Origin of the sequence: Corynebacterium sp. HMSC055A01, assembly GCF_001809405.1 — a bacterium.
GTDB lineage: Bacteria > Actinomycetota > Actinomycetes > Mycobacteriales > Mycobacteriaceae > Corynebacterium > Corynebacterium hesseae.
In genome coordinates, this window is record NZ_KV797553.1 from 165207 (window position 1) to 186413 (window position 21207).

At 59.0% G+C, this 21207-nt stretch carries 18 protein-coding genes; all 18 read left to right on the top strand.

The features are described 5' to 3' along the window. Positions 1 to 50 precede the first annotated feature (50 nt). The 18 genes from pheS (at position 51) to tyrS (ending at position 20890) form a co-directional block, all read left to right on the top strand. Positions 51 to 1097 carry a phenylalanine--tRNA ligase subunit alpha gene (gene pheS, locus HMPREF2604_RS03805; RefSeq protein WP_070523173.1) on the top strand — a complete coding sequence of 349 codons (1047 nt, stop codon included), beginning with the start codon at positions 51 to 53 and terminating at the stop codon, positions 1095 to 1097. A gap of 29 nt (positions 1098 to 1126) precedes the next feature. Beyond that, positions 1127 to 3643 (top strand): phenylalanine--tRNA ligase subunit beta, encoded by a 2517-nt coding sequence (pheT, locus tag HMPREF2604_RS03810; protein ID WP_070563116.1) that lies wholly within the window; start codon positions 1127 to 1129, stop codon positions 3641 to 3643. 173 nt (positions 3644 to 3816) lie between these two features. After that, positions 3817 to 4269 carry a hypothetical protein gene (locus HMPREF2604_RS03815; protein ID WP_070529922.1) on the top strand — a complete coding sequence of 151 codons (453 nt, stop codon included), beginning with the start codon at positions 3817 to 3819 and terminating at the stop codon, positions 4267 to 4269. 193 nt (positions 4270 to 4462) lie between these two features. After that, positions 4463 to 5506: an N-acetyl-gamma-glutamyl-phosphate reductase gene (argC, locus tag HMPREF2604_RS03820; protein WP_070563324.1), complete on the top strand. Its 1044-nt coding sequence runs from the start codon at positions 4463 to 4465 to the stop codon at positions 5504 to 5506. 84 nt (positions 5507 to 5590) lie between these two features. Then, the gene (gene argJ, locus HMPREF2604_RS03825) at positions 5591 to 6748 is read left to right on the top strand and encodes a bifunctional glutamate N-acetyltransferase/amino-acid acetyltransferase ArgJ (protein WP_070523160.1); all 1158 of its coding nucleotides are present in this window, start codon (positions 5591 to 5593) and stop codon (positions 6746 to 6748) included. 18 nt (positions 6749 to 6766) lie between these two features. Then, positions 6767 to 7702, top strand: coding sequence for an acetylglutamate kinase (gene argB, locus HMPREF2604_RS03830; RefSeq protein ID WP_070523157.1), 936 nt, complete (start codon positions 6767 to 6769; stop codon positions 7700 to 7702). After that, the gene (locus HMPREF2604_RS03835) at positions 7699 to 8877 is read left to right on the top strand and encodes an acetylornithine transaminase (RefSeq protein ID WP_070523154.1); all 1179 of its coding nucleotides are present in this window, start codon (positions 7699 to 7701) and stop codon (positions 8875 to 8877) included. The genes argB and HMPREF2604_RS03835 overlap by 4 nt, the downstream gene beginning before the upstream one ends. Continuing rightward, a complete protein-coding gene (gene argF / locus HMPREF2604_RS03840) occupies positions 8874 to 9791 on the top strand; it encodes an ornithine carbamoyltransferase (RefSeq protein WP_070563327.1) in 918 nt (305 codons plus the stop codon). Before HMPREF2604_RS03835 ends, argF begins: the two co-directional genes overlap by 4 nt. A 4-nt stretch (positions 9792 to 9795) precedes the next feature. After that, positions 9796 to 10281: an arginine repressor gene (locus tag HMPREF2604_RS03845; RefSeq protein WP_010190051.1), complete on the top strand. Its 486-nt coding sequence runs from the start codon at positions 9796 to 9798 to the stop codon at positions 10279 to 10281. Between the two features lie 75 nt (positions 10282 to 10356). Continuing rightward, on the top strand, positions 10357 to 11571 hold the full coding sequence (locus HMPREF2604_RS03850; RefSeq protein WP_010190050.1) for an argininosuccinate synthase: 1215 nt from the start codon (positions 10357 to 10359) through the stop codon (positions 11569 to 11571). 32 nt (positions 11572 to 11603) lie between these two features. Continuing rightward, complete coding sequence (argH, locus tag HMPREF2604_RS03855) at positions 11604 to 13028, top strand: argininosuccinate lyase (RefSeq protein ID WP_010190047.1); 1425 nt, start codon at positions 11604 to 11606, stop codon at positions 13026 to 13028. A gap of 213 nt (positions 13029 to 13241) precedes the next feature. Next, positions 13242 to 14759, top strand: a complete 1518-nt coding sequence (locus HMPREF2604_RS03860) for an amino acid permease (RefSeq protein WP_070563330.1) — start codon at positions 13242 to 13244, stop codon at positions 14757 to 14759. Positions 14760 to 14785: 26 nt separating this feature from the next. After that, the gene (locus tag HMPREF2604_RS03865; RefSeq protein ID WP_070563332.1) at positions 14786 to 15823 is read left to right on the top strand and encodes an ornithine cyclodeaminase; all 1038 of its coding nucleotides are present in this window, start codon (positions 14786 to 14788) and stop codon (positions 15821 to 15823) included. Positions 15824 to 15996: 173 nt separating this feature from the next. After that, complete coding sequence (locus HMPREF2604_RS03870) at positions 15997 to 17151, top strand: hypothetical protein (protein ID WP_070523136.1); 1155 nt, start codon at positions 15997 to 15999, stop codon at positions 17149 to 17151. After that, positions 17152 to 18720, top strand: coding sequence for a vWA domain-containing protein (locus tag HMPREF2604_RS03875; protein ID WP_070563335.1), 1569 nt, complete (start codon positions 17152 to 17154; stop codon positions 18718 to 18720). A gap of 35 nt (positions 18721 to 18755) precedes the next feature. Next, positions 18756 to 19355: a hypothetical protein gene (locus tag HMPREF2604_RS03880; RefSeq protein WP_070523128.1), complete on the top strand. Its 600-nt coding sequence runs from the start codon at positions 18756 to 18758 to the stop codon at positions 19353 to 19355. 11 nt (positions 19356 to 19366) lie between these two features. Beyond that, positions 19367 to 19555, top strand: a complete 189-nt coding sequence (locus HMPREF2604_RS03885; RefSeq protein WP_070523125.1) for a Trm112 family protein — start codon at positions 19367 to 19369, stop codon at positions 19553 to 19555. 75 nt (positions 19556 to 19630) lie between these two features. Beyond that, positions 19631 to 20890, top strand: coding sequence for a tyrosine--tRNA ligase (gene tyrS / locus HMPREF2604_RS03890; RefSeq protein WP_070523122.1), 1260 nt, complete (start codon positions 19631 to 19633; stop codon positions 20888 to 20890). Positions 20891 to 21207 lie beyond the last annotated feature (317 nt).

Here is a 21207-nt window from a genome sequence, read left to right on the forward strand (position 1 = left end):
GTAAGATAGCTCGCGTTAGTTTTTGTGCGAGAAGAAGGTAATCAAGGCACGTGTCCGATACACCTCAGATCGAATTGACCGAAGAGGCCCTGGGGGCCGCCGCGGAGAAGGCCATTGCCGCCTTCGAGGCTGCATCCGACCTCGACGAGCTCACCTCCGCCCGCCGCGAACACCTTGGTGACGGTGGCTATATTCCGCAGGCCCGCCAGTCGCTGGGCCAGTTGCCCAAGGATCAGCGCAAGGACGCCGGTCGTGCCGTAAACATGGCCCGCGGCAAGGTGGAAAAGCGCTTTGCACAGATTCGTGAAGTGCTGGAGCAGGAGGCTCGCGCCGCTCAGCTGAAGGCGGAGAAAGTCGACGTTACCGTCCCCACCACGCGGGCGCAGACTGGTGCTTTGCACCCTATTACCGCGTTGTCGGAGCGCATCGCCGACATCTTCGTGGGCATGGGCTGGGAGATTGCCGACGGCCCGGAGGTTGAGGCCGAGTACTTTAACTTTGATGCGCTGAACTTCAAGCCCGATCACCCTGCGCGTACGTTGCAGGACACTTTCCATGTGGGCAAGGAAGGCTCCAAGCAGGTCTTGCGTACGCATACCTCGCCGGTGCAGGTACGCACGATGCTTGAGCGAGACGTACCGCTGTACATCGCTTGCCCGGGTCGCGTTTTCCGCACCGACGAACTCGATGCCACCCATACTCCGGTCTTCCACCAGGTGGAGGGCCTAGCAGTGGACAAGGGGCTGACCATGGCCCACCTTCGCGGCACCCTGGAGCACCTAGCCAAGGTTCTTTTTGGCCCCGAGACCACCACCCGCATGCGCGTGAACTACTTCCCGTTCACCGAGCCCTCGGCCGAGGTCGATGTGTGGTTCCCGAATAAGAAGGGCGGCGCCGGCTGGATCGAGTGGGGCGGCTGCGGCATGGTCAACCCCAACGTTCTGCGTGCCGTGGGCATCGACCCCGAGGAGTACACAGGTTTCGCCTTCGGCATGGGCCTTGAGCGCACCTTGCAGTTCCGCAATGGTCTGACCGATATGCGTGACATGGTTGAAGGCGATGTTCGCTTCACCCTGCCCTTCGGCGTGCAGGCATAGGAACCCAGAGAAAGGATAGAGAGAAAACAATGCTTATTTCCCAAGACTGGGTTACCCGCATCCTGGGCACCGCGAATTCCGGCTGGAGCGTACCTTCCGAAGAGTTGGACTCCGGCTTTGTTCGCGTTGGTTTTGAAACCGAGGGATTTGAGGCCCTCCCAGAGACGACCGGCCCGCTGGTCATTGGCCAGGTCGTCGAGATTGAAGAGCTCACGCAGTTCAAGAAGCCAATCCGTTATTGCCAGGTCAACGTTGGCCACGCAAATGGCACCGGCGAGCTGCAGGGCATCATCTGTGGTGCCCGCAATTTCCGTCTCAATGACTATGTCGTGGTCTCCCTCCCAGGTGCTGAGCTGCCCGGCGGCTTCAAGATTGCTGCCCGCGAGACCTATGACCACATCTCCAACGGCATGATGTGCTCCGCCGCTGAGCTCGGCTTCGGCGACAAGGCCAACGGCATTATCGTTCTAGGGGACGAGGTGGCGGACAAGGTTGGCGAGGACGCCCGCCCCATCATCGGTCTGGCTGATACCGCCTTCGACGTCAACATCACCCCGGATCGCGGCTACGCCCTCTCCGCGCGTGGTTTGACCCGCGAGGTGGCTTCGGCGTTTGACCTCACCTTCCCGGACGTGGCTCAGGACCCGAGCGCGGCCGGTGTGGATATCTCGGCTGTTCCTCAGGCACAGGGCGCGTTTATCGACGTTGACCTGCGCGAGGAAACCAAAGCCCAGCGCTTCGGTCTGCGCAAGGTCACCGGTATCGACCCCGCTGCCCGAACTCCATTTTGGATGGAGCGCGAGCTCATGTTGTCCGGCCAGCGCAGCGTCAACGTGGCCACCGACGTCACGAACTACGTCATGCTGTTGCTGGGTGCCCCGATGCACGCCTTCGATGCCAATGTGATCAGCGGCAACCTCGTGGTGCGCAATGCCGCAGAAGGGGAGAAGTTCGAGACCCTAGATCACGTCAAGCGTGAGCTGTCGGCTGGTGACGTGGTCATCTGCGATGACAACGGCATTCAGTCCCTCGCCGGTGTCATGGGCGGTACGACCTCAGAGATTTCCGATGAGACCACGGATGTCTACTTCGAGTCCGCCATCTGGGATCCGATCACCGTGGCCCGGACCTCTCGCCGCCACAAGCTCTCCTCTGAGGCGTCCCGCCGCTTCGAGCGCGGCGTCGACCCGGACATTGTTGAGGTCGCCCTCGACGTCGCCTGCGCGCTGCTGCAGCAGATTGCTGGCGGCACCATCGAGGCTGGCAGGACGCTCGTGGGAGACGTCGCCAAGCGCGAGCCCATCACCCTGCGTACCGCCAAGCCCAGCGAATACGCCGGCGTGGAGTACTCCCGCGACACCATTATCCAGCGCCTGCACGAGGTGGGCTGCGACGTCACCGACAACGGTGATGAGCTGCAGGTTACCCCGGCGACGTGGCGCACGGATATCTCCATGGACGTCGACCTCATTGAGGAAGTCCTGCGCCTGGAAGGGCTAGAGGACATTCCCACTATGCTGCCGACCCCGGCAGGCGGTCGCGGTCTGACGCCGGCCCAGAAGCGCCGCCGCGCTATTGGCCACGCTTTGGCCTATGCCGGTTATGCCGAGGTCTTGCCGGCGCCGTTTATCCCGAACGACACCTTTGATACATGGGGCTTGGACAAGGAGGATCCGCGACGTAAGACTGTGGCCGTGCAGAATCCTCTCGAGTCCGACAAGGCCATTCTTTCTACGACGTTGCTCCCGAACCTTCTTGAGGCCATCGCCCGCAACGTGGCCCGTGGCCGAAGCGACCTTGCCCTTTTCGGTCTCCAGCAGGTGGCTTTCAAGCGCGCTGATGCGTCGCCGATGCCTTCGGTGGAGTCCCGCCCGGAGGAGTCCGTCGTGGCTGAGCTTTTGGAGTCCCTGCCTCTGCAGCCGCTGCACGTGGCTACGGTTGCTACCGGCAACATTGAGCACGAAGGTCCGTGGGGGACCGGCCGCGCGTATAGCTACGCAGATGCGATCGAGTCTGCGCGCCAGGTGGCTCGTTCCGCTGGTGTTGACGTTGCAGTTAAGGCAGCCGAACAGCTTCCGTGGCACCCGGGTCGCTGTGCCGCAATTGTCCTCGCCGATGATGAAGAGCAGGTCGTGGGCTATGCGGGTGAGCTGCACCCGCAGGTTCTTGAAGCTTTGGAGCTTCCTGCACGCACGTGTGCAATGGAGCTCGATGTCTCAGCACTGCCGTTGGAGGAGAAGTTCCCGGCACCTGTGTTGTCTTCCTTCCCGGCCCTGCACCAAGACATCGCTTTGGTCGTCGATGATGCCACCCCGGCTGAAGAGGTTCGTAAGGTCGTTGAGGAGGGCGCCGGTGAGCTGCTGGAGTCCGTGGAGCTTTTCGACGTCTTCCGCGGCGAGCAGCTTGGTGAGGGCAAGAAATCCCTTGCCTTCCAGCTTCTTTTCCGCGCTGATGACCGCACACTGACTGATGACGAGGCGAACCAGCATCGTCTGGCCGCTGCGGAGCTGGCTCAGCAGCGTCTCGGCGCACAGATGCGGGCTTAGCCTATCGACATCTCTTAATCCATCAACCCGGTTCACCCCGCAGGTGGGCCGGGTTTCCCTTTGCGCAAGCGTGCGAAGGCGTGGGGAAAGATCCCCCAGCGCTGGTAGGTGTGTGGTTTAGCTCATAGCCTCAGAGGGGCAGCGTTTCCAACCCCGAAAGGATTGTCTACACCATGCGTCTGTTGTCCCGCCTTACCGCCACCGCCGCCGTTGTCGGTGCACTCACGATTGCCCCACATGCCTCCGCCGACCTATCACAAGGCTTCTCCAATGCCGACGGCACCGTCAACTGTGAAAGCGCGAATATCGAAGGAACCTACGTAGCATGTCTGTCCGAAGGCGCACGAGCTACCAGCCCGCAGTGCAACCCGCCAGGCCAACTGGCACCGCGTTTTATTTACCATGCAGGCCGCTCTAAGGCTGACTGCTTTAACCAAGGGCTTACGACCACGAACTTCAAGCGCCTCCAGCCAGGCCAAGTTCACCAATTCAATGAAGTCACCGCTATCGCCGATGCGCAGGGCGGCATCCACTTCGTCGGCCCACAGGGCTACCTAGGCTACGCAGGAAAGAAGGCCGTATCTGGTTCGGAAGGACTGGGGGACGTCTCTTCCCGCGTCATGTAGTCCAAATACAGCCCTCGTTTCATAAAAGGGCCCGGAGTTAGCCGGCCCCGCGTCACTCCTATTTCCTCATCCACAGCTCGGATTCTCGCACTATACCGCGAGAATCCGAGCTTCGTCGTTCATGGAATGAAGAAATATCGCGGCTGTTTTTGAATAACATACGGCCGACTGCATTATTTGCTAGGGTGGCTGCATGAGTATTTCAGTAGCAATCGCCGGAGCCACAGGTTATGCAGGGAGCGAGATTCTACGCCTCTTGCTGTCGCACCCAGCGTACCTTTCAGGTGATCTGCGCATTGGCGCGCTCACGGGGCACTCCAATGCTGGCCAGCGAGTCTCCGAACTCATGTCGCATCTGCCGCAGTTGGCAGACCGTGTCATCGAGGACACCACCCCAGAAGTCCTCGCCGGCCATGACATCGTATTCCTCGGTTTGCCGCACGGGCATTCGGCGGAGATTGGCCGTCAGCTGGGGGAGTCCGTCACCGTCATCGATTGTGCCGCCGATTTCCGCCTCCGCAACAAAGAAGATTGGGATGCATTCTATGGCGGTGAGTATGCCGGCGCGTGGCCCTACGGGATCCCGGAAGTTCCCGGCAACCGCGAGAAGCTCCAGGGCAGCAACCGCGTCGCTGTTCCAGGGTGTTTTCCCACCACGATTACCCTGGGGGCCCTTCCTGCCGTGGCGCAAGGGCTAATTGAGCCGGACCTGTCCGTCATCGCGATTACCGGTGTATCCGGAGCCGGTAAGAAGGCCTCCGTAGCTCAGTTGGGCGCGGAGACAATGGGCAACCTCAAGGCCTACAAGCCGGGTGGCACCCACCGCCACACCCCGGAAGTACTGCAGAACCTGCACCCCTTTACTCAGGAGCCGGTGTCCGTGAGTTTTACTCCAGTGCTTGCCCCTCTGCCGCGCGGCATTTTGGCCACGATTACGGCGCCGCTGAAGGGGGGCGTCGACAAGCGCCGTGTTGCCCAGGCTTTCCGTGAGTTCTACGCCGACGAGCCATTTTGCCTTGTGCTTCCGGAAGGCCAGCAACCGCAAACCCAGAACGTGGTGGGCAGCAACATGGTTCATATTCAGGCACACGTGGATGAGCGCGCTAACCGTCTTGTCATCACTGCGGCTTTAGACAACCTATGCAAGGGCACCGCCGGCGCGGCCGTTCAGTGCATGAACCTCACCTTGGGCTGGGAGGAAACTCTGGGCCTGCCGCAGGCAGCCGTCGCCCCCTAGATAGCCAAATACTCGCCCGCGCGTTCCTCGCGCCACCCAATCCCGCTGGAACTGTAGTTCCGCTAAGACAAGGAGAAACTAGAAATGATTACTGCACCCGCCGGCTTCCTCGCTGGCGCCACGACGGCTGGGATTAAGCCCTCCGGAAAGCCGGATATGGCCCTTGTGGTCAATCAAGGTCCCAACTTTGATGCAGCCGCAGTGTTTACCCGTAACCGCGTGGTGGCCGCTCCCGTGAAGCTTTCCCGTGCAGCAGTAGCGGACGGTGCCATCCAAGCCGTCATTTATAACTCAGGCAACGCGAATGCCTGCAACGGCGTGCAAGGGGACAAGGATGCGGCGGCGATGGTAGCCGCTGTCTCCGAGCACACAGATATCCCCGCAGCCAACATCGCGGCGTGCTCGACGGGTCTTATCGGAGAGCTGCTTCCCATGGAGAAGGCATTGGCCGGTATTGAAGCGGTTGCCGGGGATCTCGGTTCTGATGAATCGCACGGTCAGGCCGCCGCGGAGGCAATCATGACCACCGATACCGTGGTCAAAGAATCGCTCTTTAAGGCCGAGGGCTGGAGCATGGGCGCCATGGGCAAGGGTGTGGGCATGATGGCTCCCTCTCTGGCCACCATGTTGGTATGCGTGACGACGGATGCCGTGGCCTCTCCACAAGCCCTGCACTCCGCCCTGCAGACCGCTAGTGATCAGACCTTCAACACGCTTGACGTTGACGGCTCGACCTCCACCAATGACACGGTCATCATCCTGTCCTCTGGCGCTTCCGATGTTGAGCCTAGCCAGGAAGAGCTGGATGCTGCTGTTCTGGCGGTGTGTTCCGATATCGCGGATCAGCTCCAGGCAGATGCCGAGGGTGTGACCAAGCGCGTGAAGATCACGGTCGAAGGAACCTCCACCGATGAACAGGCGCTGAACGCCGCGCGCACCTTGGGGCGCGACAACCTTTTCAAGTGTGCGATGTTCGGCTCGGATCCCAACTGGGGTCGCGTGCTCGCCGCAGTTGGCATGGCAGAGGCTGATATGGATCCGGAGAACATCTCGGTGTTCTTCAATAACCAGGCTGTGTGCGTTGGGTCCACCGGCGCGCCCGGCGCGCGTGATGTTGACCTTTCCGGGGCTGACATTGACGTACGCGTTGACCTAGGTACTGGTGGAAGCGGTACCGCTTTCGTGCGCACCACCGACTTGTCCCACGACTACGTGGAAATCAACTCCGCGTACAGCTCCTAAGAGAAACAGGGAGGAAAGATGATTCAGGGACTCAGCAATGTAGACCGCGCTACTGTGCTCGCGGAAGCCTTGCCGTGGCTGCAGCACTACCGCGACAAGATCGTCGTCGTGAAGTACGGTGGCAACGCGATGGTGGATGACTCGCTCAAGGCCGCCTTCGCCGCCGACATGGTTTTCCTGCGCACCGTGGGCGCTAAGCCCGTGGTGGTGCACGGCGGGGGCCCGCAGATCAATGAGATGCTGGGCAAGCTGGGCATTGAAGGAGAATTCAAGGGCGGTTTCCGCGTGACCACCCCGGAAATCATGGATGTGGTTCGCATGGTTCTTTTCGGCCAGGTGGGTCGCGGTCTGGTGAATCTCATCAACTCCCACGGTCCCTACGCCGTGGGAACCTCCGGTGAGGACGCGGGTCTGTTTAAAGCCCGCAAGCGGTTTGTCGACGTCGACGGCGAGCCCACCGATATCGGCATGGTGGGAGACATCGTCAGCGTCGATCCCTCCGCCGTCATGGACATCATCGAGGCTGGACGCATTCCAGTGGTCTCGACTATCGCTCCCGGAAATGACGGCGAGGTCTACAACATCAACGCGGATATCGCAGCCGGTGCATTGGCACGAGCACTGGGTGCTGAGCGCCTTGTCATCCTCACCAATGTGGAGGGCCTGTACACCGACTGGCCCAATCGCGATTCACTGGTGTCGAAAATTGAGGTCGACAAACTCAAAGCCCTGCTCCCAGGCCTGGATTCGGGCATGATTCCGAAGATGGAGTCCTGCCTTATGGCTGTCGAGGGAGATGTGAGCGCCGCCCACGTCATCGACGGGCGTATCGCCCACGCCGTGCTACTAGAGCTGCTCACTACGGGCGGCATCGGCACGATGGTGCTGCCCAATGATTACAACCGTGAGGACTACCCAGAAGGCACGATCTTTAGGAAGGACGATAAGAAATGACCGCGCAGACCACACTGACGCAACGGTGGGGAGAGGTGTTAAGCAACACCTACGGCACCCCACCCGTGGCCATCGTGTCCGGCAAGGGCGCCACGGTGACCGATGAAGACGGTAAAGAATACATCGATATGCTCGCCGGCATTGCTGTGAACTCGCTGGGCTATGCCCACCCGGCCATCGTCGAGGCGGTCAGCGCTCAGGTGGCGACCGTTGGGCATGTCTCCAACCTCTTTGCCAGCAAACCCGTCGTCGAGGCTGCGGGCAAACTCCTGGAGAAGGTGGGGGATAGCGACGCCCGTGTCTTCTTCTCCAACTCCGGAGCGGAAGCCAATGAGGCTGCCTTTAAGCTGGCGCGCTTGACCGGCCGCCGCCGCATCCTCGCCGCGCACTACGGTTTCCATGGCAGGACGATGGGCTCTCTCGCTATGACCGGGCAACCTGCCAAGCGCAAGGCCTTCGAACCTTTCCCAGGCGGAGTGGAGTTCTATACCTACGGCGACATTGACTACTTGACCACCTTGGTGGAACAGAACCCGGAGGATACCGCCGCCATCATCTTGGAGCCCATTCAGGGGGAGACTGGTGTGATACCCGCGCCCGATGGATTCCTGCGCGCCGTGCGGGAGCTCTGTACCAAGCACGGGATCCTCATGATTGTCGATGAGGTGCAAACTGGTGTGGGGCGCACCGGTGATTTCTTCGCTTTCCAGCATGAGGGCGTTCTTCCTGACGTCATCACCATGGCTAAGGGCTTGGGCGCGGGTATGCCGATCGGCGCCACCATTGCCCGTGGTCAGGCAAAGGATCTCTTCACCCCGGGTTCCCACGGCACGACCTTCGGCGGCAATCCCGTTTCCTGTGCGGCGGCAGCGACGGTGCTGGAGCTTGTCGACGCCCCCTTCCTCGCCGACGTCGCCCGTAAGGGGGAGTGGCTACGCGCCGAGCTAGCTAAATCTCCGGCTGTGCAGTCTGTGCGTGGCCGAGGGCTTATGCTAGGAGTTGTATTAAATAAATCGGTGGCTAAGGACGTTGTGGCTGCAGGCTTGGACCACGGTCTCATCCTCAACGCCCCAAGCAGCGAGGTCATGCGCTTGACCCCGCCGCTAGTGATCACCGATGAAGAACTCACGCAAGCAATCGATCGCCTGCATAAGGTACTGGAGGAAATAGGATGAGCGTGCGCCATTTCTTGGCAGATGACGACCTCACAGCGGAGGAACAGGCAGAGGTCTTGGACCTTGCCTTGAAGCTGAAGAGGGACCCCTTCTCCGAGCGTCCGCTGGAGGGCCCGAAGTCGGTCGCGGTTCTTTTTGACAAGACGTCGACGCGCACGCGATTCTCCTTCGAGGCGGGAATTGCTCACCTGGGCGGGCACGCCATCGTCACGGAGACAAAGTCCACGCAGATGGGCAAAGGCGAGACGTACCAGGACACCGCTGCTGTTCTCTCCCGGTTTGTCGAGGCAATTGTCTGGCGCACCTACGCGCACCAAAACCTGCTAGAGATGGCTGAAACCGCGACGGTACCCATCGTCAACGCTCTGTCCGATGACCTGCACCCGTGCCAGATCCTGGCGGATTTGGTGACCTGCCGCGAGAATTTCGGTGACCTGGCTGGCCGCAAGGCCGTCTACCTGGGTGATGGCAACAACAACATGGCCAACTCCTATATGTTGGGCTTTGCCACCGCGGGCATGGAGATGACGATCATTGCGCCGGAAGGTTTCCAGCCGCAGCCGGAGTTTGTGGAACGTGCCCGGAAGCGCGGCACGGTGACCGTGACTGATTCTCTCGAGGCCGTCGACGGCGCCGACGTTGTTATCACCGACACGTGGGTTTCCATGGGGCAGGAAGATGACGGCAAGGACCGTCGCACCCCGTTCCTGCCTTACCAGGTCACCCCAGAGGTTATGTCCCGTGCCAAGGAAGAAGCGATCTTCCTGCACTGCTTACCGGCCTACCGCGGCAACGAAGTGACTGCTGAGGTGATTGACGGACCACACTCCCGTGTCTTTGACGAGGCGGAGAACCGTCTCCATGCACAGAAGGCGCTGCTCGTGTGGCTTCTTGCAGCTCAGGAGGAGAACTAAGCGAATGACGACAACCCCAACGACGCGCAATGCCCGCCAAGCAAAGATCTTGGAGATTCTTGACCGCACACGGGTCACGAGCCAAGTCCAGCTCTCCGAGCTCTTGCTCGATGAGGGAATCGACATCACGCAAGCCACCTTGTCGCGTGACCTCGATGAGCTGGGCGCCAAGAAAGTAAAACGCGATGGTGGCCGGTCCTTCTACGTGGTGGGCGGCGAGTTGGAGCAATTCGAAGACCAGCTCAACGGTCCGCGCGAGAAGCTGCGCCGCATGCTCGATGAACTCGTGGTCTCCCACGATTTCTCCGGCAATATCGCGATGCTCCGCACGCCCGCGGGCGCTGCCCAGTACCTAGCATCCTTCATTGATCGTGTGGGCCTGCCAGATGTGGTGGGTTGTATTGCAGGCGATGACACCATCTTTGTCCTAGCGCGTGAAGGACTAGGAGGCCGTGAGCTTGCAGAAAAGCTCACCAGCCGCGGCATTTAACATTTATACGTAAGTCTGTATAATATAAATCAGTTCAATTTTTAGCACCTGTCTGTCTTAAAGGAGCAAACTACTATGACTGCACGCGTTGTGCTTGCCTACTCTGGCGGTCTGGATACTTCCGTCGCCATTCCCTACTTGGCCAAGATGACCGGCGGCGAGGTTATCGCTGTGTCCCTTGACCTTGGTCAGGGCGGCGAGGATATGGAATCTGTGCGCCAGCGTGCTCTCGACTGCGGTGCTGTCGAGTCCATCGTTGTCGACGCAAAAGATGAGTTCGCAGAAGAGTACTGCTTGCCCACCATCAAGGCGAACGGCATGTACATGAAGCAGTACCCGCTGGTGTCTGCTATCTCGCGCCCGCTCATCGTCAAGCACCTTGTAGAGGCCGCTCAGGCCCACGGTGGTACCCATGTTTCGCACGGCTGCACGGGCAAGGGTAACGATCAGGTGCGTTTCGAGGTCTCCTTCCGCGCATTGGATCCGGCACTGGAAATCATTGCGCCGGCGCGTGACTACGCCTGGACCCGCGATAAGGCCATTGCCTTCGCTGAGGAAATCAACCTTCCGATCGAGCAGTCCGCTGCGTCCCCGTTTTCGATTGACCAGAACGTGTGGGGCCGTGCGGTCGAGACCGGCTTCCTGGAAGATCTGTGGAACCCGCCGACAAAGGACCTCTACGCTTATACCGAGCAGCCGGACTTGGGCAATGCCCCGGACGAGGTGACCATCACCTTTGATAAGGGTGTTCCTACTGCGATCGACGGCAAGCCGGTGACCGTCCTTCAGGCCATCGAGGAGCTCAACCGCCGCGCTGGTGCACAGGGCATTGGCCGTCTCGACATGGTGGAGGACCGCCTGGTGGGCATCAAGTCCCGCGAGGTCTACGAAGCTCCTGGCGCCATGGTGCTCATCAAGGCCCACGAGGCGCTGGAAGATGTCACCGTGGAGCGTGAGCTGGCCCGCTACAAGCGCCTCACGGACGCCCGCTGGTCCGAGGAGGTCTACGATGGTCTCTGGTTCTCGCCGCTGAAGCGCTCCCTGGATGCTTTCACCGAGTCCACCCAAGAGAACGTCACCGGCGATATTCGCATGGTTCTGCATGCCGGCACCGCCACCGTCAATGGCCGTCGCTCTGGCCAGTCGTTGTACTCCTTCGACCTGGCCACCTATGACACCGGTGATACCTTCGATCAGACTGCGGCCAAGGGCTTTGTCCAGCTGCACGGTCTGTCGACGCAGATCTCCAACCAGCGTGACCGCGACGGCGGTTTCCCCACAGGCAAGTAAACCAGCACAGCCAAGGTCAAGATAAGGAAACGATGCACAAGACTAACGAGGGCGCGTTGTGGGGAGGCCGCTTTTCGGGCGGCCCTTCCGAGGCGATGTTTGCCCTGTCCGTATCCACCCACTTCGACTGGGTCCTCGCCCCCTATGATGTGCTGGCCTCCAAGGCCCACGCTAAGGTCCTGCACAAGGCTGGACTGCTGTCCGACGCCGACCTGGACACCATGCTCAACGGCCTGAGCGAATTAGGGGAGAAGGTTGCTTCTGGTGAATTCACCCCGCTGCCGACAGACGAGGACGTCCACGGCGCGATGGAGCGCGGGCTCATCGACATTGTTGGCCCCGAGGTTGGTGGACGCCTGCGCGCTGGACGTTCCCGCAACGACCAGGTAGCCACCCTGTTCCGGATGTGGATTCGTGACGCCATCCGCGATATCGCGCTCCAAGTCACCGACTTAGTGGAAGCCCTGGCTGATCAGGCCGAGGCTCACCCGGATGCCATCATGCCGGGCAAGACCCACTCCCAAGCAGCGCAGCCAGTTCTGCTAGCGCACGAGCTGCTCGCACACGCCCAGCCGTTGCTGCGTGATATTGAGCGCCTCCAGGATCTGGACAAGCGCTTAGCCGTGTCTCCTTATGGCTCGGGTGCACTCGCTGGTTCCTCGCTGCACTTGGACCCGGAGGCTATCGCCGAGGAGCTCGGTTTCGACTCCTCCGCAGAGAACTCTCTGGATGGCACGGCAGCACGGGACTTTGCTTCCGAAACGGCCTTCGTCCTTACCCAGATTGCCGTGGACATGTCGCGCCTATCCGAGGAGATCATCTACTGGTGTACTCCAGAGTATGGCTACGTCACCTTGGATGATGCCTGGTCCACGGGCTCGTCGATCATGCCGCAGAAGAAGAACCCGGACGTACCGGAGTTGACCCGCGGCAAGACCGGCCGGCTCATCGGCAACCTTACCGGGCTGCTGGCAACGCTTAAGGCGCAGCCCTTGGCCTACAACCGTGATCTGCAGGAGGATAAGGAGCCCATCGTCGACTCGGTGGCGCAGTTGAACCTCTTGCTGCCGGCGATGACCGGATTGGTCGAAACCCTGACCTTCCACGAAGATCGCATGCGCGAGCTCGCACCGCGCGGTTTCACTTTGGCCACTGATCTGGCTGAGTGGATGGTGCGCCAAGGCGTTCCTTTCCGCGAGGCTCATGAGGCCTCCGGTGCGTGCGTGCAGATTGCAGAGTCCCGCGGCGTTGACCTGGTGGATCTCACTGATGAGGAATTGGCGGGCGTCGACAAGCGCCTGCTCCCAGAGGTTCGCGAGGTGCTGACCATTGATGGGGCAGTGGCGTCGCGCTCCACTAAGGGCGGCACCGCCGGTATCCGCGTGGTGGAACAGCGCGAAAAGGTTCGCGAGCGTGCTCGTGGCGCGCGCGAATGGGCGCAGATTCCGCTGCGCTAAACCCGCCAGCTTCTTAAACCGCATGGTCCTTATGACCATGCGGTTCTTTTCTTATGTGGGGGTGACGCAGAGCGCTCTTTTCCACTGCACATAGTTGTCGTGCACCACAAAACGGGGGTACACGTGAGGTGTGTCTCATAAGGTTCCTATAACGTTTCCTTAGGGAATGCGAAGCTCCATCGCGTTCCGGATTCGGAAAGGACTATTTTCCTTATGACTGAAACACTTCGGCCGCCCAACACGGAGTCTCATGAGAAAGAGAAAGCGGTCTATGCTTCGGAAGACCACGGTCTCCAGAAGGGGATGAGCAACCGTCAGCTGCAGATGATTGCCATTGGCTCTGCCATCGGCACCGGGTTGCTGCTCGGCACCGGCGGGCGCCTACAAACGGCGGGACCGTTCCTCGCCGTCTTGTACTTGGTGTGTGGATTCTTCGGCTACATCATTCTGCGCTCGCTCGGCGAACTCATCGTGTATCGCCCGAGTTCGGGTTCCTTCGTCTCTTATGCGCGTGAGTTCTACGGTGAAAAGACTGCCTTCGTGACGGGCTGGCTTTACTGGGGAAATTGGGCAGCCACCTTGGTGGCGGATGGTACCGCGGTGGCTATCTACATCAAATGGTTTGGGCAATATACCTCGTGGTTGGACGCGGTTCCGCAGTGGCTGCTCGCCCTCGGCGTCGTATGTAGCATCCTTTTGTTCAACATGCTCTCGGTGAAGATCTTTGGCGAACTGGAGTATTGGTTCTCCATGATCAAGATCGTTGCGCTGATCATCTTCATGGTCGTGGCGATCGGTGTGGTCATACTAGGCCACCCCAACGGTGATCCAACCGGGTTCAGCCTTATTACTGATGCCGGTGGTTGGCTTCCTAATGGCCTGTTGCCTGCAGTAATTGTCATCCAGGGCGTTGTCTTTGCCTATGCAGGCATCGAGTTGGTAGGTACCACGTCGGGTGAGACAAAGGACGTCGAAAAGCATATTCCGCGTGCGGTGAATAGTGTTCTATTCCGTATCGTGGTCTTTTATTTCGGCAGCGTGCTGCTGCTGACCCTGGTTTTGCCCTGCACCACCTACGTCACAGAAGTATCGCCATTCGTGACCTTTTTTGAGTCACTTGGCGCAGGTTATGCTGCGCCTATCTTCCAGCTGGTGGTAATCACCGCTGCGATTTCCTCATTGAATGCCGGTCTGTATTCGACGGGCCGCATCATGTACAACATGTCTACTGCTGGCTCCGGGCCCAAATTCGGTGCCCGCATGTCCAAATCTGGCGTTCCTTATGGAGGCATCGTGATGGCCGCCTTCGTCGGTCTCGCTGGTGTGTTTCTTAACTATGTGGTGCCCGAGATGGCTTTCGAGATCGTGTTGAATCTGGCCGCGCTGGGCACGTTGGCGTCGTGGGCCGCCGTGGCCATGTCGCACATCAAATTTGTGCACCTGGCAAAGAAGGGGCGCTATACCCGTCCAAATTATCGCTCGCCCTTCGGCCAAGCAGGTGATTGGTCTGTGCTTGCCTTCATCGCGGTGGTCATTATCCTTATGGCTTTTGACTACCCAATCGGAACCTTCGCTCTGGCCTCTACGCTGCTTCTCATTCCGGTGTTCGCTGCCATGTGGTTTGCCTGGCGTGAGCGTATCTACACCATCGCGGCGGAGAGGAAGGCCAAGCACCTTCCCACCTCACGCTTCCCAGCCGCGCCGCAGACGGACCTTCACCCGAAGAACTAATACAAGAATCAAGATCGGAGATTGCAATGAACCATGCTGTCAAGTTCGTAGATGTAGAGAATATGGCGCGCTGGATACAGCGTGAGGGAGTAGAAAACATCATTATCGGAATGGTGGACTACCTTGAGGCGGACTACCGCGAATGGGAGCGATTCGACAAAATCGCACGCGTGGCTTCTCACACCCCGTTCGGCGTCATCGAACTCATGCCTACCTCCAATGGCAAGGAGTACTCCTTCAAGTACGTCAATGGTCATCCTTCGAACCCCGCACGTGGCTTTCAGACGGTAACTGCTTTTGGCGTGCTTGCTGACGTCGACAACGGTTACCCCACGTTCGAGGCCGAAATGACTTTGCTTACGGCACTGCGCACGGCGGCCACCTCCGCCATGGTGGCAAAGCACCTAGCCAGAAAAGACTCCAAGCGTATGGCCATGGTGGGGGCTGGCTCGCAGTCAGAGTTCCAGGCCCTTGCATTCCGCGGTGTAATGGGGATCGATGACATCGCTATTTATGACATTGACCCGAAGGCAGTAGAAAAGTTCCAGCGAAACTTGGAGCCATTGGGATTCAACATCACAGCTTGCTCAAGTGTTGATGAAGCCGTACAGGGCGCCGACATCATCACCACCTGCACGGCCGATAAAGCCCAGAACCAAATCCTGGCCGAGCATCACGTCACACCTGGCGTGCACCTCAATGCGGTCGGCGGTGACTGCCCGGGCAAGACCGAGCTAGAGAGCTCAATCTTGGACAAGTCCAAGGTCTTTGTTGAGTTCCCAGAACAGACGCGCATCGAGGGCGAGATTCAACAGAAGCCGGCAGACTTTCCAGTGGTCGAGTTCTACCAGGTACTTACTGGGCAGGCGACGGGCCGCGAAAGCGATGACCAGATCACGCTTTTCGACGATGTCGGATTCGCCATCAATGACTTTTCTGCCCTTCGCTACCTTCGTGATTCTGTAAGAGGCACTGACTTGGAGTCAGAGATCGATATCATTGCCAACCCGGAGGATCCTAAGGATCTCTTCTCATTGGTCGCGAACGTGCCTTCGCTTCTTTAGCCCAATGGTCGGGACAGAGTCGCCGCCCTTTTCTCTGTCCCGCTGTGGCCGCATTGATCTCTGCAGTTCTTATTAAGGCAACCGCTTTCGGATAGCAGCAGCGGGGGACTGCATCGGGGGTGCGCGATCGGTAAGTCGAGCACCATGGCGGAGTGCCTTTTATGATTTAGGTCATGAGTAGCGCACAGCCGGGTGGACGAAAGAAGTCAGTTATCGTAGCCCTCGCCTTCCTGGTTGTCGCTATCGTCTCCGTGGTCGTGGGGCGTGGCTGGATTTCGATGCCCAGCTTTAGCTTTCCCAGTTCGCCCTCCTCGCATCGCGACCTCCTCCACGTGAAGGGTGCCATCAGTCCGGAAGATGAGGAGTTTTTTAAAGCCGCGGAGCAGCAACAAGTATTTGCAGAGGTTGGCATCTCGGTGGCGTATGACGTTTTCTCGCCCCAGGACTTGGTAGAGATTGCTAGCAGGCCCGACCCTGACTATGACTTCGTCATGCCCGTCGTGGATGGCGCGGCACGTGTTGCTGAGACGAAAGATAAATTCACGACCATCACTGGGGCCGACCCCGGCTCGGTGGTTGCATTCTCTACGCCACTCATCGCACTGGTCTATACGGATTTGGTGGGTGATATGGAATCTCAAGGCTTGGTGGTTGACAACGGCGGTAACAAGTCCCTCGATCTTGCAAAATTGAACGAGATGTCAAAGGAAGGCACACGCTGGCGCGATATTAGCCCGTCTTTTGGATCTCCTCGCGTTGTCGATGTTGCGGTTCCCAGCCTCCGCGAATCCAATGCAGCTCTGCAGTATGCCGCCCTGATTCGTTCCGTCGGGGGAGGAGCAGGCGGTGATGATGCCATGCAGCGACTACTCGTCGGTCAAGGACACGGAGAGGCTAGCACGCAGGGAATTTTTGATACCTACCTGCGTCTTGGGAAGGGCGAGATGCCCATGGTGTTGGCCACCGAAGCCGAGTACGTAGCCGAACTTATAAAGCAATCAGATTCTGAGGGCAGTACGAAGCTCAAGGACTACACTCCCTTAGCTCTCGTCCCAGGTGCAATGCTGACCTCCACCGTCGTCCCGCAAACGGAGGAAGGTGAGGCTTTCGCCGCCGCCGTGAGTGACCGTTCAATTCAAGGTGTTGCCGCGATGCAGGGATACCGCACGGAGCCGACCAGCATCTTCGACAAGCTGGTCGCCGACGTGGAGTACAGCCCTCTCCCTCTGCCAACTCAACAACCTCCCACGTCTTGGCAAGACTTTGAAGCCATTCAGCAAGAGCTGGGATTAATCACGGGAAACGAACTCCCGGAAAGGATGATGTGAATGTTGCGATCCCTGAAGGCATTCGTCGCCGTGTCGTGCATGATGACTCTTGCTGCTTGTTCCGCTGTCAGTGGAAACAGTTGGCTCGACGACTCAACCTCAAGCGAGCAAGAGCAAGACGGTGACCTGAAGATTGTCGCCGCAACGGAGCTTGCACCGCTGGAGCCGGTCCTGGAACAGGCCTCCGAGGAGCTCGGCTTTGATATCACCATGACCACGGAGTCAGGCACGTTGGAGAACTCCCGTTCGCTGCAACAAGGAACCTTTGACCGTCACTATGACGCCACGTGGTTCGCCACCAACCGCTACGCCCGCATCATTGGTGCCGATAGCAAGTTGGGAAAGGAATTCAGCGTCGCGCGCTCACCTGTGGCGTTGGGCGTGCATAAGGATATCGCACGCAAGCACGGATGGGACACCACGCAGCCGACCTGGCAGGAGATTTCAGATTCAGGTATCACCTTTGGGATGACCGACCCATCAACGTCGAACTCGGGTTTCTCCGCCTTGTCTGCGGCCACCACCGCTTTCGCGGACACTGGCCGAGCGCTAACGGAGGAGGATATCTACAAGGCTTCGGACAAGGTCCAAGACCTGTTTGGTAATCAGACGCTCACCTCTGGCTCCTCGGGGTGGTTGGCGGATCGCTTCCGCGAGCATCCGGAGCAAGCGGACGCGATTATTAACTACGAATCCGTGCTCTATCAGCTCCAGGACGAAGGCGCAGACCTACAAGTGGTCATTCCTTCCGATGGTGTCATTTCCGCGGATTATCCACTCACGGCCCTTCATAGCTCCCCAGACGATGACGCAGAAGCTAAGGTGCAGGCGTTGGCTGATTGGTTGCGTGATTCTTCCCAGCTGCTGAAGAGCTACCACCTGCGTGTGGACAATTCCGATCTGCCGGGCACCATGTTCGAGCTTCCTTATCCCGCTAACGAGAAGACTGCACAGGCGCTGGAGGCCGCATTCGCCCACGAGCTGCGCAAACCCGGCAACACGTCTCTTGTGCTGGATACCTCGGGTTCTATGGAAGGTGAGCGTATCGAGCTTCTCAAGAGCAGCTTGCGCCCGCTTATCGACGGCTCTGCGGACGGCAATACCGCAGAACAAGGCCAGGTTGCCTTCCGTAACCGCGAGCAAATCAAGCTCATGCCGTACTCGTCCGAACCTCAGCCAGTGACCCGCGCGGTGATGGATACCGAAAACATGGGCTCGGTCAAAGAACTGGCGGATCGAGTAGAGGATTTGCAGGCCGACGGAGAAACCGCCACGTTCGACTCAGTGCTTAAAGCCTTTGATGGGCTGAGCACTGGCGACGGCGATATTGGCACCGTGGTGCTCATGACCGACGGTGAGGTCACTCGCGGCCGAACCTTTGCTCAGTTTAAGGAGGCGTATGAACAGCTCCCACCGGACAAGAAGGATATCCCGGTGTTCGTCATCTTGTACGGTGAAGCCAATGTTCAAGAGATGGAGGAGCTAGCCCAACTCACCGGCGGCAAAACCTTCAACGCCATCGACGGTGATCTGGCCGGGGCCTTCGAAGAAATTCGCGCTTATCAGTAAATCACCCTCTCCATTGTCAAGGAAGGCAGGCATCCATGGACGACGTAACCCCTCGCAAGGTAATTGCCGCAGTTGTAGTGACGGTGCTCGTCGCTGCCTTGCACTTCCTCACTGGCGGCGGCCTGGGATTCCTTTGGCCAATCGTGGCGGCCAGCTGCGGCGCGGCAGCCGGATTTCTCATCCCGCCGGAGAGGCAGGGCAAGGAGCTTCCGGCCCCTCCGGTGTCTGAGGCGGACCGGCTGACCACAAGCCTGAAGAGCACTCGCTACAGCCTGCACCACCGAGACATTCCGGCGCCCGTAGATCGCGCGTGGACGGAGTTCGACGCCTCGGCAACGTGGGTGCTCAACAACTGGGACAGGCTCGATGATGCCCCAAGTCAGCAGTCCCTTGTCCGCGACATGATTGAGGAGCACTCGAGCAGTTTGGTGAAGTCCTATTTAGAAGTAACGGAACTCAACGAGCCCGCAGCGGTCAAAGAGGTAACTGAGGCGCTGGGGATACTCAATCGAGAGATGACGGAGATTCGTGACGCCATTGCCCAGAACTCGGTCCGTGGCCTGCAGGATCACTCCATGGCGCTGAAGCTGCAATTTGGTGGGACCACTCCTTCTGCAGATTCCAAGGAGGTGTAGGGTTGGCGGGTATGAGTCTTGATCCGAAGCTGCTCGACATTTTGGTGTGTCCGCAGGACAAAGGCCCGCTGAACTACCTGGAAGAAGAACAGGTACTGGTCAATGACCGGCTAGGGGTGGCCTATCCCATTGAAAACGGTATTCCCGTCATGCTGGCCGATCACGCAACACCGTGGCCGCCAACTGACGACGATGCCTAAGACGCATCCCGCGAATTTAGTGGTCTTTGCGAACACTTATCCCGTCCAGCCGGAATCGAAGTAAAAGGAGCCTCCATGAACATCATTGATGAGCTGCAGTGGCGCGGCCTCATTAACCAGTCCACAGATCTCGACGCCCTCCGCGCGGCTTGCGAGGAACCCATCACTCTATATTGCGGTTTCGACCCCACGGGTGACTCCTTGCACGCGGGCCACTTGGTGCCGATGATTATGCTGCGCCGTTTTCAAAAGGCCGGGCATCACCCAATCGCCCTCGCTGGTGGCGCTACGGGGCAAATCGGCGACCCGCGGGATGTGGGGGAGCGCTCCATGCTTTCGCAGGAGACCATCAATGAGAATATGGTGGCTATCAAGAAGCAGCTGCGCCAGTTCATTGACTTCGAGGGTGAGAACGCGGCGACCATGGTCAACAACGCGGACTGGACTTCTCAGATGTCTGTCATTGACTTCCTGCGCGACGTGGGAAAGAACTTTTCTTTGAATACGATGCTGGACCGTGACACGGTCAAGCGTCGCTTGGAGTCCGACGGAATCTCGTACACTGAGTTCTCCTACATGCTGCTTCAGTCCAACGACTACGTGCACCTGCATAACGAGCTGAATTGTGTCCTGCAGATCGGCGGTGGCGACCAGTGGGGCAACATCGTATCCGGCGTGGATCTCAACCGACGTGTCAACGGTGCGAAGGTTCACGGCCTTACCGTTCCGTTGGTTACGGACGCCCAGGGGCAGAAGTTCGGTAAATCCACCGGTGGCGGAAAGCTGTGGTTGGATCCGGAGAAGACGTCCCCGTACGCGTGGTACCAGTACTTCCTAAACGCTGGCGACTCTGTGGTCATCGACTACCTGCGTTGGTTCACCTTCCTTGATCAGGAAGAGATTGCTTCCTACGAACAGAAGGTCGCGGACGAACCATTCCGTCGTGAAGCGCAGCGCAGGTTGGCCCAGGAGATGACCACATTGGTGCACGGTGAAGAGGCTACGAAGGCTGTGGAGCTAGCAGCGCAGGCACTGTTCGGCAAAGCTGAGCTCACTGATTTGGACGAAAATACCCTGGCTGGTGCCTTGTCTGAGACCACTGTGGCAGAGATTTCCGCAGGGGAGCCGCGAACCATTGTTGATTTGTTGGTTGCCGCTGGCTTGGCCGATTCGAAGGGCGCTGCCCGACGCACCATCAAGGAAGGTGGCGCGTACGTCAACAACAAGCGCATTGAGTCTGATGAGTGGGAGCCGGACGCTACGGATCTGCTTCACGGTTCGTGGCTTGTTCTGCGACGAGGAAAGAAGAACTTCGCCGGTGCCAAGCTCAGCTAACAACCGGTCTTCTTAGTCGGAGCAGACCATGCCTATCCCGCCGCCTTGTGCGGCGGGATTCGTCGTTTTTCTAGACCTGCGATTCACAACCGGGATAAGAACTGCTCGAAAAAGCATGAATACCTGGGGATTTGTTGTTTGTTGGGGGTGTGCGTATATTTATCGAAGTCGCCGCGAGACGCTGGTGACACGGAGATTAACTCCCAGTTGACAAGGTTTAAACTTGTTTACTAGAGTGTGAACTCCAGCCGCTCAAGACGGTGAATGATAAAGATTCATTGCGCTGAGTGTGCGAACGATGTTTGAGAACTCAATAG